Source organism: Kitasatospora sp. GAS1066B, assembly GCF_041262605.1.
GTDB lineage: Bacteria > Actinomycetota > Actinomycetes > Streptomycetales > Streptomycetaceae > Kitasatospora.
Genome location: NZ_JBGCCO010000027.1, coordinates 37,342 through 52,574, shown reverse-complemented (window position 1 = coordinate 52,574; position 15,233 = coordinate 37,342). Strand labels below are relative to the sequence as shown.

Genomic DNA, 15,233 nt, shown 5'->3' with positions numbered 1-15,233 from the left:
CTGAGCGGCAGTTCACGGACGGCGCGAGAAGCTCCACAGGCGATCGACCTCGACCAGACCCGCTCGGTCGTACATCAGATTGGCGGCGGCCCGGCTTCGCTCGACGTCGTCGGCGGGGGCGTCGTCGTCGACGAACAGGATGACCTCGCTCGCCCCCAGGCCCGCGAGAAGGTCGAGACAGGAGCCCATCAGCGCCGGCCCCAGACCGTGGCCGCGGTGCGCGGGTACGACGCTGATCCACCACAGCACACCGATCCCCGCGACAGGCCGGCCGATCGTGGCCTCGGCCATCACGTCGCCGTCGTCACCGCGAATCTCCAGCTGCTTTCCCGGCGGCTCCTCGCACTCACTCACCGTGTAGGAGGCAGCGTGCGCCAGGCCCGTGATCGGCAGCGGGGCGTGCATGTAACGCCAGAGGTTCCGCCCGGTGAAACCGGCCAGCTCCAGCGCCTGGCGGGTCCCGGGGCGGTGGCCAACGGGCAGGCCCTCCAGCCCGAGTGTCAGGGCGGAGGCGAACTCGAAGGCGAGGATCACGCGGTCGCCGAGTTCGCCCACCACGTGGGTGATCAGGACACTGGCAACGGCCTGGTCCTCCCGGCAGTGCAGCCACAGCAGCAGCCCGATGCCGTCCGAGGGGCGCACCGCGTAGGAGGCGACACCCAGCACCCGTCCCGAGGCATCCTGGGCGACGGCGGTCACTGGGACGTCCAGCTCTTCCCACCATCCGGCGTCCACCTGCGACTTGCCGGCCAAGGCATCGGCCAGCATGCTCGCAGTGCTCTCCGGCTGGCCCGTGAGCCGGTCGGCGTTCAGCAGCTCAAGGACCGCTGCCTCGTCAGCCAACTCGTAGGGCCGTACCGACACGACCGTCGCCCAGCCAGAGTTCACGGTTGCCACAGTCCTGCGCCTCCTCTGTTGCATCCCAGCTAGCCCTGTCGAGCTGGGGGGCGAGGTGCCGCAGCACCCGCAGCCCTCGGGGCCGACGGCATTACATCACTCAGATCTCGACTGACCTTACGTCAGTTCTGCTGCCTAACGGGACGCCAGAAGGCACACAGCGGACGCCGGACGTCAGGACCGGGACCTGCCGCCTCCCCTGCGCAGGACCTCGACTGGGGAGGCGAGAGCGACGCTGCGCGCCCTCCAGAACCTGGCCAGCCAGTCGGCGCCATCAGGCCGAAATGACGCACAAGCCACCACCGACGATGGGATTCAGCATGCAGTTCCCGCACGTTGTCCAGTCGCTCACGCCGATGCTCGCTTCACGCTGGGACCGGGAATACATAAGCCGCCGGGACCGGCCTCGTGATCTGGAAGAGGGGCTGTGGCGTCGCACCCAGGACCCCCGCAACGTCGAGGAATCGGGCTGGTCGGGTCCGCTGGACGCGCGCCGTCGGATCCTGCACTACCGGTATCGCTACGCCGCCCAGACGGGCTGGGACGGCACGCAGCTGATCCTGCCCGAGCTATACATCCACCACAGCGCCTCCTACCCGGGCGACGAACTCGCTGCCCACCACGACCTCGTCCGCAAGGCCCTGGCCGACGGCGGCTGGCAGCGTGCCGGGGCCGACGGGCAGTGGCAGCGCGGAGACCTGCGCTGCACGGTGACTGCGTACCGGGTCCACCCGAAGGACACCGACGCCGGCCGCAGCCTGCCCGACGGCTACGAGAGCTTGGATGTGACCGTCACCTCCGCCGGCCACATCCCGACCACCCGGGACCGGGACATGCCGTGGCAGGTCATGGCCGCGGGCATGCGGATCAAGGAGCAGCGCGGCAATCCCGTCCAGCTCGCGGACTTGGCGGCGATGAAGGACTACCTGCCGTTCCAGGTGGAGGTCGGGTGCGGCATGTCGGTGGAGGCCGGCGTGCCGCCACTGCACCGGCTGCACGAGGTCTACCGGGTGACTGACATGGATGACCACAGGTTCATCCTGGCGCCTCAGCGCGACACCTTCCTGACCGAGCTGCTGGGCACGCCGGAGGAGAAGCTGCCGGAGCTCACCGAGATGACGCGCTCCTGTCTGCAGGCCGAGCCGACCGTCGGGCACCGGGCGCTGCGCGGGCTGGCGGACGCCGGGGCGATGGTCGGACCGGTGATCACCAACAACTTCGACGGGTTGATGGCCAGGGTCGGCCTGGACGAGCACTACGTGCGCCGGTACCACGAGCAGATCCCGGACGTCCCGTTCCTGCCCGGCGCCAAGTCCTTGCTGGTGATCGGCAGCCACGCCGACCGGCGCCGGGTGCAGGCCAGGGCCCGCGAGCGCGGTCTGAAGGTCTTCTACCTCGACCGCGAGGGCTTCGAGGAGGCCAGCGTGTTCAGGCCCTACCCCGTGGAGGGCGCGCAGGACGGCGACTTCATGTGCCGGCGCGAGGCCATCCCGGCCCTCCTCGAGCTCGCCGCCCACCTCGACGCGCGGATTCCCCCGGCAGTCTGACCGCCACTGTGCGGCGGTCCCGGGCCCTCGCGCTGCCCCGCCCTGAGCCCGGCGCCCGCACCATCGCCAACGTCCACTCATCACCGAGGAGTTGTTGATGATCGATGAGAAGCCGAAGCTGATCTGGCACAACGGCGCCGTCGTGCCCTGGGAGAGCGCGACGGTCCACGTCACCTCGGAGACCGCGATGCGCGGGTTGAGCGTCTTCGAGGGCCTACGCGGCTACTGGCACCAGGACGCCGGCCGACTCGCCCTGGTCAGGCTGGCGGCGCACCTGGAGCGCCTGGAGGTGTCCGCCCAGCTGATGCACATTCCGAGCGAGGGCCTGGCCAAGCAGATCAGGGCTGGAATCCTGGAGCTGCTGAAGGAACTGGACCCGCGGCACGACGTGTACCTGCGGCCGACACTGTACGTCGACACCGGCCGCTACACCGCGCAGCGCAACGAGGTGACGACCGGCGTGTGGGTGGCCTGCTACCCGGCCGGACCGCGCCCGGCGGAGCCGCTGCGGTGCGTGGTTAGCCGCTGGCAGCGCATCCCCGACGTGGCGATGCCGACGGCGGCGAAGGTCGGCGCCGCGTACACCGCGTTCCGGCTGGCCCGGCTGGAGGCCCTGGATGCCGGGGCGGACGAGGCGATCCTCCTCAACGCGGCCGGCACCGTCGCGGAGACCGGCGGCGCCGCAGTGTTCACCGTGCGGCGCGGGCGGATCGTGACGCCGCCCCTGGCGGACGGGCTGCTGGACAGCATCACCCGCCGCACCGTGATCGACCTCGGCCAGAGCATGGGGATCCCGGTCGCCGAGCAGCCGGTGACCCGCAGCGACCTCTACACGGCGGATGAGGTGTTCGTGGCGGGGACGCTGGACGAGGTCCGCATCGTCGGCGAGGTGGACGGCCATCGGCCCCGCTCGGCCGGATCCCCGATCGGCACCACGGTAAGGGACGCCTACCTGAGGATGTGTGCCGGCACTCGGCTGCCGCTGGACGACTCGTTCCTGGAGATGACGCCGTGACCGGCAACGACCTGCCGAAGGCTGTTCTGCTCGACATAGGCATGACGCTGATCCACCCCAGCGGCCAGGTCATGTCCGAAGAGCTGGCCCGGGCCGGCGCCGCGGGCATCAAGCCGGCCGCTGCCGAGGCCGCGCTCGCGGTCGCCGCCGAGGCCCACCATCTCGACTTCCCGCGCCGGCTCGACCGCTCGCAGAAGGTCGGCGTCACCTGGGGACCGCTGCTGGGCCTCTCGCCCGAGGCCGGCCAGGCGGCGTGGGCCGGCTGCACCGCCCGCCCGGACCTGTACCGGGACCTCGACCCTGACGCCGTCGCCGTGCTGGAGCAGGTACGGGTCCTGGGCATCCGGGTGGCCGCCGTGTCGAACTCGGACGGCACACTGCGCGAAGAGCTGCAGAGCTTCGGCCTGCTGGACCTGTTCGACGTCGTGGTGGACTCCACGCTCGTCGGCGTCGAGAAACCCCAGCCGGAGATCTTCGCCGAGGCACTGCGGCAGGTCGGCTGCTCACCGGACGGCGCGCTGTTCGTCGGCGACGGATTGGTCAACGACATCTTCGGTGCCTACCGGGCCGGGATCACCCGCACCGTGCTGTACGACCGGCACCGGGTGTACCGGCAGCTCCCCGTCCCGGTGATCACCCGCCTGCCGGAACTCCTCCACCACCTGCCCGTCGGTCTCTGACTCTCACCACGAGGGGGAACATGCGTATCGGCCTGGTCAGCACCACCTACCGGCCCAGGGCCGGCGGTCTGGAGACCCATGTCACTACGCTCGCCGAACACCTCGCCCAAGCCGGCCATCAGGTCACCGTCCTCACCAACCGCGACGAGAGCGAGCACCCGGGCGAGTCCGTCGAGAACGGCGTGCGGGTGATCCGGGCCGGTGCCCTGCTGGCCGCACCCGACCCGAACGAGGTGCCCTGGGAACGAGCCCTGTTCGGCCTGCTGAACGACTTCAAGCCGCTGACCGACGAGCAGTTCGACGTGATCCACACCCACACCCAGGCCGCGCTGCTGCTGGCCTCCATGGCCGGCCTCGACCAGATCGCACCGATCGTGGCCTCTTTCCACGAGACCCGGCCTGAGACGGAGCCGGGCGGACCGGCCCGCTCCCGGTTCGTCCTCACCCGCTGCCCCGCCACCCTGGTCCTGGCCGGCAGCGAGGCGTTCGCGCGTCAGGCCAGGACGTTCGGCTTCCCGGATGGCCTGATCCGTACCGTGCACCTGGGCCTTCCCCACCGCGAACGGGCCCACAGTCGGCCCGCAGCGCGGCAGCTGCTGCACCAAGCGGCCGGGGTGCCGGAAGATGGTGTGCTGATCGCACTGACGGGCCGCTACACACCCCGCAAGGCCCAGCACCGCCTCCTGGACGCCTTCCAGCTCATGGAGCACCGCAAGCACGCCCACGTCGTCCTGCTCGGCTCCCGCAACGGCTCCGACGCCCAGTACCTAGAGCGGATCTCCGCCCGGGCCGCCGAGCTGGGCCACCGCGTCACGGTCCTTGAGGACCAGCCCGACACGGTCAGGGACCTGCTGATGGAAGCAGCCGACATCGTCACCCAGCCCAGCATCACCGAAGGTCTCGGCCTGGCCTGCATCGAAGGAATGCAGCGCGGTACCCCGGCCGTCGTCAACGACGCCGCCGGCCTGCGGGAAGTCGTCACCCCCGCCACCGGCCACCTCATCGACTCCGCCGACGCCCGCGCATACGCCGCTGCCCTGGACACCCTCACCGGCTCCGTCGCCCGCCGCATGCAGCTCGGCCGGGCCGCCCGGGAACGGGCGACGACCGTGTTCGGCATCGACCGGTGCGCGGCAGCGACCACTGCGGTCTACGCCGAAGCCGCCGCCATCACCCGAACCGCCGGAGCCGTCCATGCCTGAGCACTCCCGACCCACCCTCGGCGTCTGGGGCCCGGGGCCCGACGACAAGAGCGGCGTCGCCGCCTACATCACCACCTCGCTGACCCACCTCGCACACCGGTTCCGCCCCCAGCGGCTCGCCGGGCCTTCGGCCGGCGCCGACCGGTTCGACCAGGTGCTCTACCACCTGGGCAACAACGAGCTGCACCACGGCGCGTTCCGGGCACTGGCTGAGCGCCCCGGCCCGATCCTGCTGCACGAGTACAACAACCTGAACTACTACTACGAGAGTTGGGGCGCCCTGCCCGCTGCCGAGCAGGCAGCCGTCCTGTCCACGCTCGGTACCGCCCTCGGCACGACGTTCTCCACCCGCGGCGCGCTGGAGCGGTACTTCCGGGAGCACCCGGAGGTCGACCGGTTCAGCGTCGATGCCGGGATCGAGCGCCTGGCCATCGAGGCGGCCACCGTTGTGCTGGTCCACTCCCCGCACGTCGCGGCGTACCTCGGCGACCGCTACCCGGCAGCCGACATCCGGCACCTGCCGTTCCCCGTCTCACCCCTGATCCCCAACGGCCCTTCGGTGCGGACCCGCTACGGCATCCCCGCCGGCGCCTACCTGTACGGGACGTTCGGGTTCCTCGGCGCCTACAAGCGGATCCCCACCGTCCTGGCGGCTTGGCAGTGTTGGGCCGACCGGCCCGCCGACGCCATGCTGCTCCTGGCGGGCGAAGCCCGCGACGGCCTGGTGGTGCCCGACGACCCGAGCATCGTGCACACCGGCTACCTGCCGACCGCGGACTTTCGCTCCCTGCTGCTCGCGGCGGACTGCGGTATCCAGCTGCGCGGGCCCTGGCTCGGGGAGAGCTCCGGGCCGGCGTCCGCGCTGATCGCCCACCACCGGCCGGTCATCCTCAGCGACATCCCCGGCATGCACCCCCACCCCGCCGACGACGGCCAACTCCTGGTGCCCACCGGGCCCGACGAGACGTCCGCCCTCATCAGCGCGATGCGCAGCCAGTACCAGCGGCCGCGTACCGCGCCGCACTTCGACCCGCGGTTCTCCTGGACATCCTGGACCGAGGAGATCACCGCAGCGCTCACCGCCAGGGCACCGCAGTGAACCGGGCCACGGCCCACCCCACCGGCCGGTGGCAGCAGCAGCTCGCCCCCGCGGTTGAGCAGGCCGCCGCCCGCCTGATGCGGACCTGGACCGGACGGCCTGCCGCGGCCGCCAACCGGGCGCGCACCAAGCCGGACGGCACCCTGGTCTGCGACGCCGACACCGCCAGCGAGCAGATCCTCCTGTCCGCGATCCGGGCCGCCGACCCGGGCGGTCGGATCATCACCGAGGAGGACCCGGCCACCCACCACGGCCACGACGGCGCCGCCACCCTGTGGTTCATCGACCCGCTCGACGGCACCCGCCAGTACCTCGACGGGTCACCGGACTTCGCGATCCTCGTCAGCGCCTGGCAGCACGGCGCCCCGGTGTTCTCCATCGCCGCGTTCCCCGCCTGGGACATCCTCGCCCTCGCGCACCACGACACTCTGCAGCTCCACCCGTCGGTCCCCGCCCAGCGCCGCCCCCAGCCGGTGCACGCGTGCTACTGCGATCTGCCCGCCGTGCGCGAGTGCCTGCCGGACGGGACGGCGTACCTCGTGGACGCCTTCGAGTCGACGCGGGCCCTGGTCGACGTCGCTCGCGGGAGTGCGGCTGGCGCCGTGGTCGAGATGTGCGGCCACAGGGCCTGGGACATTGCCGCACCCTGCCACCTGATCGGCGCCAGCGGACGGACCGTCACCGACGAGACCGGAAAGCCCATCTGCCTCGACCAGCCCGACGTTGAAGCCCGCTACCTGGTCGCCGCCGCCACCAGCACCCTGCACGCCAGCCTCCTGACCGCACTGGAGAACTATCGTGACCCACGACCGTGAACCCGCACCCGCCGACCTCGAACTGCCGCCTGCCCCCGAGCAGTGGGCTCGGGACTTCTTCGACCAGGGCTTCGAGACGACCTTCCGCGCCCTGGGGAAGTACGACACCACCACCGCCGACCTCGACGCTCTGGGCGCGCAGCCGTTCATGCAGCCGGGCGCCTCGATCCTCGACGTGCCGTGCGGCTTCGGCCGGCACGCCGGGCCCCTGACCGAACGCGGCTACCAGGTCACCGGGATCGACGCCTCCGCCGAGCAGATCGACCAGGCCCGCCAGCGCCACCCGAAGGCCACCTTCGCCCAGGCCGACATGCGGACCCCGCCACCCGGCCCCTTCGACGTCGTCCTCAACCTGTGGACCAGCTTCGGCTACCTTGACACCCCCAGCGAGGACCAACAGGCCCTCACCGCCTGGGCCTCAGCCCTCAACCCCGGCGGACACCTGGTCATGGAACTCACCACCCGCGAACGCGCCGAGTACGAGAACCGGCGCGCAGCGGAACCCATCAGCACCAAAAGCGTTACGCACGAGGGCGTCACCGAAGATGCCTGGTACGACTGGGAGGCACGCATCGCACACGTCCGCTACACGCGGCCCGGCTGGTCGCGCACCTGCCGAACCCGCATGTACTCCCGCCCCGAACTGCACGCCATGCTCACCGCCGCCGGCTTCAGCACCGTCACCTTCACCGGCGACTTCGCCGGCGGACCCGTCCAGCCGCAGAACCGCACTGTCGTCCTCGCCACCACACCCACCCAGAGGCACCACCTGTGATCACCCGCCGAGACTCCAGCAGCATCACCGAACACGCCGAGAGCAAGGTCCTGGCCGCCCACGGTCTCACTGCCGCCAACCTCCTGGCAGCCGGCACCGAAGCCCGCGTCTACGCCCTGAGCGCCGACCGAGTCCTCAAGATCTACGCCGACCCCGACCAGCGCGGAGCCTTGGACACGCTCGCCGATTTCTACCAGCGCCTCGACCGCGCGAGCGTGCCCTGTGCGCTGCCGCTCATCCAGCACATCGAGCAGGACGGCCCGCTGCTCGCCGTCACCGAGACCAGGCTCCCCGGCAACCCGATGGGCGATGTCCTCGATCTCACGGCGCCGGAGAGCGAAGCGACCTACCTCGAAGCCGTCACCGACCTGGCCGGCCTGCGGCTCACCGTCCCGCTCGGCCGCCGCATGCTGCTCACCCACCCGCAGCAGCCGGACGCCGGGCCAGGTGACTGGAACGCCTTCCTCGCCGAGCTGCTGCACCGCAAGCTGCCAGCTGTCCTCCCGGAGCTGGAGCAGGACGTCCCCGGTATCCAGGACCTCGCCTGGCGTCTCCTGGAGCGCCTGGACGTGCCGTATGCCGGCCCCGAGGGTGTGATCCACGGAGACCTGTACCCGGACAACCTCCTCGTCTCCGAAGGCAAGGTGACGGCGGTCATCGACTTCGGCACCTTCACCATGATCGGCGACCCGCTATACGACCTGGCCGGGGCCTGCATCTACTACCGCATGTACGACAGCGACCGGGCAGAGGTCCGCTCCCGGCTGCTCCAGCGCGCCTCCAGCGCGCTCACCAGCCCGCGGCAGCAGCAGCTCACCGACTACGTGCACCTGATCGCCCTGCTGTCCTGCGACCTCTACCCCGAGCCGCAGGCCCACATCCGCACAACCGGCCATTACCAGTGGGCCGCCGACGTGCTGAACTCGCCGACCGACTGGATGTCCTGATGGCGTTTCCTCCCGAGCCCGATCCGGACAAGGGCGACTGGCTCCCGCCCGACCAGTACATCGCGACCCTCCCGCGCGCGACCGCCTACGCCTCCTTGTACGTCACCGACTCCCGGGGCCAGCCCGTCCTGCTGAATTCCTCGGTCTACAGGACCGACAGCGGTCAGGTCTGGCAGCTGCCCGGCGGCAGCCTCGACCAGGGCGAGTCGCCTCGCGTCGCGGCAGAACGCGAGACCCTGGAGGAGACCGGCCTCTCCCTGAAGTGCGGTCGGCTCCTCGCCGTTCACTTCCTGCCGCCCGAGCCCTACTGGCCGGCAGCGAAGTTCGGGCTGATCTTCGAGGGCGGGGCGCTTACCGCCGACCAGCTGGCCGGGATCCGCCTGGACCCCGCCGAGCACACCGAATGGGACGCACGCACCGTGGCGGCATGGGGGGACGTCCTCACCCCGCGGTCCTACGACCGGCTCACGGCGGTGGAGTCAGCCGCCCTGTCCGGCACCACGGCCTACATCGAGCATGTGGCTCCCGGGTCCGTCGACCACGCCTGACGCCCCGACGAGCGGTGATCGTGGGCATGCTGTCGCGTCGACTGGGCGGGGAGGATCGCGGACCTCAGGGTCCGCCACATGGCCGGGTGAGTGAACGGACCGGGGCAGCGATTCTGCGTTGCTGACCCGGACCTGTCGTTCTACTCTCTGTGCAACGCGCTGACGGAGATAAGTAGCCGCAGGGCACGCGAGCCGAGAGAGCTGCTGGCAGCTGGGAAAGCAGCCTCGCGTCCTGTGGTGAATCCCCTCCCGAGTGCGGGGAGGAACGGCCGGCTGCGGCCCAATGCCCCGCCGGTTCGCTCCCGTTATCGAGCTGTCGAGGCCGCTACCTCCGGGTGCCGGCGAAGGCGTGGTGGCACCGCGAGTTCCCTTCTCGCCCACGCCCCCAAGGGATCACGTCGGACTCCGACTGATCGATGGGACCCGAAATGCTGGACATCACCTTGATCCGCGAGCATCCTCAGCGCGTCGAGCGCGCGCTGGCGAAGCGAGCCGTTCACGTCGACCTCGCCGAGTTCCTTGCCTTGGACGAGAAGTACCGGCATGGCACGACCGAGGTGGAGACGCTGCGCGCCGAGCGCAAGCAGATCTCTCGCGAGATCGCTCGGCTCGACTCGGCGGACCCGGTCGCCGTCGCCAAGCGAGCCGAGGCAATCAAGCTTGGTACCCGCCTTGCCGCACTTGAGGAGCAGCTCACCAACCTGACCGGCGAGCGTCAGGCGTTCCTCGACCAGCTGCCCAACCTGCCGGACGAGGATGTGCCGACCGGTGGCAAGGCGCAGAACGAGGTCGTCCGTGAGCACGGCACCCGGCCGGTCTTCGACTTCGAGCCGCACAACCACGTCGATCTGGCCCGCCGGCTCGGGCTGATCGACTACGAGCGTGGCGTCAAGCTTGGCGGCAGCGGCAACTGGGTCTACCGCGGCAACGGCGCGCTGCTCGAATGGGCGCTGCTCAACTTCTTCGTCGAGACTCACGTTCGTGACGGCTACGAGCTGATCCTGCCGCCGCACCTGCTGACCTATCAGGCTGGCTACACCGCAGGGCAGTTCCCGAAGTTCGCCGAGGACGTCTTCGCGCTTGAGCAGGGTCCGGCCGGGCCGCAGCGATTCCTGCTGCCGACCTCGGAGACCGCCCTGGTCAACCTTCACCGCGACGAGGTCCTGCCGGAGGCCGAACTGCCCCGCAGGTACGTCGCCTACTCGCCCTGCTACCGGCGCGAGGCCGGCAGCTACCGCGCCGCCGACCGTGGAACCCTTCGCGGCCACCAGTTCAACAAGGTCGAGATGTTCCAGTTCGCTCACCCGGACGCCTCCGACACCGCCCACCAGGAACTTCTGGCCAAAGCGGCCAAGTTGGTCGAGGACCTCGGCCTACACCACCGAATCACCCGGCTGGCTGCCGAAGACACCAGCGCCGCGATGGCCAAGACCTTCGACGTCGAGGTCTGGCTGCCCAGCATCGATGGTTACGTCGAGGTGAGCTCGGTATCGAACGCCCGGGACTATCAGGCCCGGCGCGGCAACATCCGCTACCGCCCAGCAACGGGGAAGCCCGGCTACGTGCACACCCTGAACGGCTCCGGACTGGCCACGAGCCGCCTGGTTCCGGCCCTGCTGGAGCAGCATCAGCAGCCGGACGGCAGCGTCACGGTGCCGGCGGTGCTGCAGCGCTGGCTCGGCTGCGAGTCCTTGGCCCCGGCAACGGCCGGATAGCCGGATCGGCTGCTGGCCCGGCAGGCCACATCCCGTTCTGCGGCGCAGGAGAGGACTGTCCGGGCCGCCGCTGCCTCGGTGGCCCGGACAGTCCGTGTCCTCTTGTCGCAACGCATGAAACAGCGGCCGGGTGGGAAGGCCGACAGCGTGACGGAGACCTTGCCCCGGTGGGCGCGGCGGATCGCCGAGCAGGAGCTTGCGGACACCCTGCCGAGGCGGTGGTCGCACTCCAAGGGGGTGGCGCGCCAGGCCGCACAGCTGGCTGCGGTTGCCGGTCCGGACAATGAGTTGCTGGTCGCGGCCGCGGTGATCCATGACATCGGCTACGCACCACGCCTGGCCCTAACAGGGTTTCATCCCCTGGACGGTGCCCGGTTCCTGCGTGACGAGCACGGCGCGGACGGGCGGCTCGTCCGGCTGGTGGCTAACCACTCGCTCGCCCTACTGGAGGCTGAGGAGCGCGGGCTGCGCGAGATCCTGGAGCGCGAGTTCCCGCTGCTCGATGACCAGGTGTTGGTGGACGCTCTGATCTTCTGCGACATGACCACGACCCCCGACGGAACGCCGACCAGCGCCCGAGACCGGGTCGCGGAGATCGTCGCCCGGTACGGACCCGGCACGCTGGTTGGGCGGTTCATCCAGCGGGCGCAGTCGGAGATCGACGCGGCGGTGACCCGCACCGAGCACCGACTCGCCGTTGGCGGTCAGCCCAGGTAGGGATACTGGCCGCTGAGGTAGTGGGAGATCTGCTGGCGCATCCTCAGGTGGATGTCGTACTTGTCCAGATCACCCGGCCGTACCCAGAGGACGCCGTCGGCCTCGTCGTTGATCGTCGGCGTGCCGCCAGCCGGGCGGCCGATGTAGGCGACTTCGAACTGCGGAACGTCCTGAGACAGCGTCGCGCCGTCCAGCCCGCAACGGCGATGGCTGCCGAGGGGTCAGCTGACGCAAGGGGAGAACGACCACTGGCACTGAGGGCACCCCTGCACACCTGAGCCGCAGCAAGAAAATGCGCCACAGTGATCGCTTCGTGACGATACGTTGGCAGCCGCGAACCAGCTGTCTGCAGGCTCGGGTCGACTGGACGGAGTAACTCATGGATCAAGCAACTGTGTTAGACGCCTTGGAATGCGACGCGCCGGCGTGTGCGCTCTCCAAGCTCGCCAACGGGCCGCGGGCCATTGACTGTCCCGAGCTCGGCAGCGGGCGTCTTGTGTTCCCCCGGTACCGAGAGGTCCGCTTCCTCTTACGCGACCCCGGCTTCATCTGTGCCCCGACGGCATCGGGGATGCTCAACTCGCTTTCACCCGAGCTTCGTGAAGTGCTGGCCCCGGTCGCGTCCTGGGTCCTCTATGCGGATCCGCCCGAGCACCCTCGACTGCGCAGCCTGCTCGCCAGCGCCTTCAGCCCACGCCATATCAGCAACTTGCAGAGCACGATCGTCAGGGCAGCCGACGCCCTGGTCAGCGAGTTCGCCGCCAGAGGCGGGGGAGATGCCGTCGCCGAGTTGGCCGAGCCCCTGCCCGTGCACACCATCAGTTCCCTTCTGGGCATACCCCGTGCTGATCGGGCTGGCATCAAGGCGTCGTCGGACGAGGTGGTCCTGATCGCAGAACCACAATTGACTTATCATCAGGAACGGTTGGCGGCATCTGCGTGGGAACGGTTGGCCCGCTACTTCGAGGGTCTCATCGAGGAGCGTCGAGCTCGACCCGGTGAGGACATCGTCTCCGGGTTGGTGCAGGCCGAGGCACAGGGCGAGCGTTTGACCGACGAGGAGATCGTTGCCAACTGCATCGCGTTGCTTGTGGGTGGCCACGAGACGACGAGCGGTCTGATGTCCAGCCTGTTCCTCGCTGCGGCAGCGCATCCCGAGCACAGGGCGGCAGTCGTCAACGATCAGGCATTCGCAGCGAGCTTCGTCGAGGAGGTCCTGCGCCTGGACGGCCCATCGAAGATCACGGCTCGCGCAGCGATCGAGGACACCGAAGTGTTCGGTATCCCCGTGGCGGCTGGGCAGCGGCTCGTGCTGCTCCAGGCGTCTGCCAACCGGGACCCGGAAGTCTTCGAGGCCGCAAGCGAGTTCTGGCCAGATCGTGCCCCCAACCGGCACCTTGGGTTCGGTCACGGGCCGCACGCCTGCTTCGGTGCAGCGCTCGCCCGCATGCAAGCCACTGCGCTGTTACGAGCCTTCATGCGGGATTTGGACTCGCTGAGTGTCGATCTCGCCGGCGTTGTCTGGAAGCCGTCGCAAGTTCTGCGGTCAGCAGCCCGGGTGCCGATGTCCTCCAAACCTGCGCGTCGAGGTGCCGCGTGATCCTCACGGGCCCGTTCATCGAGCAGGAGCTCCACGCCGGCCGGATCGTCATCGAGCCGTTCAGCGCCGAGGCCGTAAATCCGAATAGCTACAACTACCGCCTGGGTAGTCGCCTCAAGCGCTATGACGACGCTATCGGCGAGTTCGTCGAGATGCAGCTGCCTGAGGACGGATATGTGCTTACCCCACATCGCATGTACCTCGGCCACACCGCCGAGATCATCGGCAGCCCCACGTATGCCATGTCGCTGATCGGGCGCAGCTCGATGGGACGACTGGGCCTGTTCCTCCAGCTCTCCGCGGACCTTGGGCACACCACCTCCTGCCACCGCTGGACGCTGGAGATCGTCGCCACCCGCCCCATCCGGATCTATCCGGGCATGGTCATCGGCCAGGTCTCTTTCTGGCGCAACACCGGGACCCTCAAACCCAGCCCTGCGCTGTACGCCACGTTCAGCAACCCCTGTGAGTCCCGGATCGGAGCGCATCAGTGATCCTCACTGGATCGGAGATAGCGAAACAGGTCAAACAGGGCCGCATCACAGTGAGCCCCTTCGATGACTCCCGCTGCACCACCAACTCCTACGATCTCGCCCTCGGTCGACGCCTCGTCATCTACCAGGACGAAGTGCTCGACCCCCGCCGCGCGCCCGCGCACGAGCTGCGCGACATCCCCGACGACGGCTACACGCTCGCCCCCGGCGACTTCCTGCTCGCCGAGACCGCCGAGCGAATCGGCAGCGACCACTACGTCCCGATGATCCACGCGAAGTCCGGCACCGCCCGCCTCGGCCTGTTCGTTCACGTCACGGCCGACCTCATCGACCTCGGCTTCGTCGGCCACTCCACGCTGCAGCTGTACGCCACGCTCCCATTGCGGATCTGGCCGGGAATGCTGATCGCCCAGGTCACCTTCTGGATGCCCTACGGCCAGATCGAGCTCTACCAGGGCAAATACCAGCACGCGGACGGCCCGCAGGTCTCGCGCAGCTACCAGGACCAGCCCACGGTGGTAGGCCGTGGCTGACAGTCCGCCGGCTGCGTTCCGGCTCATCCAGCAGCAGGCCGCCTGTGTCTTCGCCAGCCGCGCGCGGATCGAAGCGGCGTTGCCCTTTCACGGAACCGACGCCCGCGCAGCCGGATTCGCGGCAGCCGCCGCCCTCGCGGACTTCAGCGCGCGTGTGAACACGGAGGAGCTGGACGGGCTTCTCATCGAGCTGACACATCCCTGCCATGGCCTCACTCTGGATGCCCTTGCTGAGACAACTCGCGAGGTGGTCGGCGGATTGCTCGCAGCGAGCGGCGGTCAAGACATCGGCGAGCTGAGCAACCCCGGCACGGAACACTGGTGGCTGACCCTGTGCGAGACCCGTTGGTTCGTCCTCGCGTTCGCGCCTTGCTACCCGGCGGACTCACCCCGCCACGCGTTCGGTTCGCACTCCACCTTCCTGCTCCTGCAACCAGTGGCATCCTTCGACCAGCACGCGACGCCCCGGGGTGCTGTGATCGCCGACGAGGTCCGGCAGATGATCCGCCGCGCGTACGACGCCAACGGCTGCCCGTACGACGCCGATCTCGCCCAGCAGGACATCGAGGCGCTCAAGTTCGTCTGGCCCCTGCATCTGGGCGCGGCGCCCGTCCTGTGGTGGCAGAGCAACACCTGAGCCGAAAGGAGA

The 15,233-nt window shown here is 69.5% G+C and carries 16 protein-coding genes and 1 pseudogene; 15 read left to right on the top strand and 2 right to left on the bottom strand.

Annotated features, from left to right (window positions below; all coding sequences use genetic code 11):
* Nucleotides 1–12 precede the first annotated feature (12 nt).
* Nucleotides 13–897 carry a GNAT family N-acetyltransferase gene (locus ABH937_RS27330; RefSeq protein WP_370219817.1) on the bottom strand — a complete coding sequence of 295 codons (885 nt, stop codon included), beginning with the start codon at nt 895–897 and terminating at the stop codon, nt 13–15.
* A gap of 320 nt (nt 898–1,217) precedes the next feature.
* Here ABH937_RS27330 and ABH937_RS27325 point away from each other — a divergent pair, with 320 nt between their 5' ends.
* The 11 genes from ABH937_RS27325 to ABH937_RS27275 all read left to right on the top strand — a co-directional run bounded on the left by ABH937_RS27325 (nt 1,218) and on the right by ABH937_RS27275 (nt 11,957).
* Nucleotides 1,218–2,444: a hypothetical protein gene (locus ABH937_RS27325; protein ID WP_370219816.1), complete on the top strand. Its 1,227-nt coding sequence runs from the start codon at nt 1,218–1,220 to the stop codon at nt 2,442–2,444.
* Nucleotides 2,445–2,541: 97 nt separating this feature from the next.
* The gene (locus ABH937_RS27320; protein WP_370219815.1) at nt 2,542–3,459 is read left to right on the top strand and encodes an aminotransferase class IV; all 918 of its coding nucleotides are present in this window, start codon (nt 2,542–2,544) and stop codon (nt 3,457–3,459) included.
* Entirely contained in the window at nt 3,456–4,139 is a 684-nt protein-coding gene (locus ABH937_RS27315) for an HAD family hydrolase (protein ID WP_370219814.1), read from the top strand. Before ABH937_RS27320 ends, ABH937_RS27315 begins: the two co-directional genes overlap by 4 nt.
* Nucleotides 4,140–4,159: 20 nt before the next feature.
* Nucleotides 4,160–5,341, top strand: coding sequence for a glycosyltransferase family 4 protein (locus ABH937_RS27310; RefSeq protein ID WP_370219813.1), 1,182 nt, complete (start codon nt 4,160–4,162; stop codon nt 5,339–5,341).
* On the top strand, nt 5,334–6,440 hold the full coding sequence (locus ABH937_RS27305; RefSeq protein WP_370219812.1) for a hypothetical protein: 1,107 nt from the start codon (nt 5,334–5,336) through the stop codon (nt 6,438–6,440). Before ABH937_RS27310 ends, ABH937_RS27305 begins: the two co-directional genes overlap by 8 nt.
* On the top strand, nt 6,437–7,255 hold the full coding sequence (locus tag ABH937_RS27300; RefSeq protein ID WP_370219811.1) for an inositol monophosphatase: 819 nt from the start codon (nt 6,437–6,439) through the stop codon (nt 7,253–7,255). Before ABH937_RS27305 ends, ABH937_RS27300 begins: the two co-directional genes overlap by 4 nt.
* On the top strand, nt 7,239–8,030 hold the full coding sequence (locus ABH937_RS27295; RefSeq protein WP_370219810.1) for a trans-aconitate 2-methyltransferase: 792 nt from the start codon (nt 7,239–7,241) through the stop codon (nt 8,028–8,030). Before ABH937_RS27300 ends, ABH937_RS27295 begins: the two co-directional genes overlap by 17 nt.
* Entirely contained in the window at nt 8,027–8,977 is a 951-nt protein-coding gene (locus tag ABH937_RS27290; protein ID WP_370219809.1) for an aminoglycoside phosphotransferase family protein, read from the top strand. Before ABH937_RS27295 ends, ABH937_RS27290 begins: the two co-directional genes overlap by 4 nt.
* Nucleotides 8,977–9,525, top strand: coding sequence for an NUDIX domain-containing protein (locus ABH937_RS27285; protein WP_370219808.1), 549 nt, complete (start codon nt 8,977–8,979; stop codon nt 9,523–9,525). Before ABH937_RS27290 ends, ABH937_RS27285 begins: the two co-directional genes overlap by 1 nt.
* 428 nt (nt 9,526–9,953) lie before the next feature.
* Complete coding sequence (gene serS / locus ABH937_RS27280) at nt 9,954–11,240, top strand: serine--tRNA ligase (RefSeq protein WP_370219807.1); 1,287 nt, start codon at nt 9,954–9,956, stop codon at nt 11,238–11,240.
* Nucleotides 11,241–11,387: 147 nt separating this feature from the next.
* Nucleotides 11,388–11,957 carry an HD domain-containing protein gene (locus ABH937_RS27275; RefSeq protein WP_370219806.1) on the top strand — a complete coding sequence of 190 codons (570 nt, stop codon included), beginning with the start codon at nt 11,388–11,390 and terminating at the stop codon, nt 11,955–11,957.
* Here the strand turns inward: ABH937_RS27275 and ABH937_RS27270 are convergent.
* Nucleotides 11,945–12,118 (bottom strand): annotated as a pseudogene (locus ABH937_RS27270) (NUDIX hydrolase); the annotation flags it as partial. The gene ABH937_RS27275 and the pseudogene ABH937_RS27270 overlap by 13 nt on opposite strands.
* A 410-nt stretch (nt 12,119–12,528) precedes the next feature.
* Here ABH937_RS27270 and ABH937_RS27265 point away from each other — a divergent pair.
* From ABH937_RS27265 to ABH937_RS27250, 4 genes are read left to right on the top strand one after another with little or no spacing between them, the layout of a single operon-like run.
* Nucleotides 12,529–13,557, top strand: coding sequence for a cytochrome P450 (locus tag ABH937_RS27265; protein WP_370219805.1), 1,029 nt, complete (start codon nt 12,529–12,531; stop codon nt 13,555–13,557).
* Nucleotides 13,554–14,051, top strand: coding sequence for a deoxycytidine deaminase (locus tag ABH937_RS27260; RefSeq protein WP_370219804.1), 498 nt, complete (start codon nt 13,554–13,556; stop codon nt 14,049–14,051). The genes ABH937_RS27265 and ABH937_RS27260 overlap by 4 nt, the downstream gene beginning before the upstream one ends.
* Nucleotides 14,048–14,584 (top strand): dCTP deaminase, encoded by a 537-nt coding sequence (gene dcd, locus ABH937_RS27255; RefSeq protein WP_370219803.1) that lies wholly within the window; start codon nt 14,048–14,050, stop codon nt 14,582–14,584. Before ABH937_RS27260 ends, dcd begins: the two co-directional genes overlap by 4 nt.
* Nucleotides 14,577–15,221 carry a hypothetical protein gene (locus ABH937_RS27250; protein ID WP_370219802.1) on the top strand — a complete coding sequence of 215 codons (645 nt, stop codon included), beginning with the start codon at nt 14,577–14,579 and terminating at the stop codon, nt 15,219–15,221. Before dcd ends, ABH937_RS27250 begins: the two co-directional genes overlap by 8 nt.
* Nucleotides 15,222–15,233 lie beyond the last annotated feature (12 nt).

What these genes read in the sequence shown, in the direction of transcription:
- ABH937_RS27325 (WP_370219816.1), top strand. Translation starts at nt 1,218, where the DNA reads ATGCAGTTCCCGCACGTTGTCCAGTCGCTCACGCCGATGCTCGCTTCA.
- ABH937_RS27320 (WP_370219815.1), top strand. Translation starts at nt 2,542, where the DNA reads ATGATCGATGAGAAGCCGAAGCTGATCTGGCACAACGGCGCCGTCGTG.
- ABH937_RS27310 (WP_370219813.1), top strand. Translation starts at nt 4,160, where the DNA reads ATGCGTATCGGCCTGGTCAGCACCACCTACCGGCCCAGGGCCGGCGGT.
- ABH937_RS27305 (WP_370219812.1), top strand. Translation starts at nt 5,334, where the DNA reads ATGCCTGAGCACTCCCGACCCACCCTCGGCGTCTGGGGCCCGGGGCCC.
- ABH937_RS27285 (WP_370219808.1), top strand. Translation starts at nt 8,977, where the DNA reads ATGGCGTTTCCTCCCGAGCCCGATCCGGACAAGGGCGACTGGCTCCCG.
- serS (WP_370219807.1), top strand. Translation starts at nt 9,954, where the DNA reads ATGCTGGACATCACCTTGATCCGCGAGCATCCTCAGCGCGTCGAGCGC.
- ABH937_RS27265 (WP_370219805.1), top strand. Translation starts at nt 12,529, where the DNA reads ATGCTCAACTCGCTTTCACCCGAGCTTCGTGAAGTGCTGGCCCCGGTC.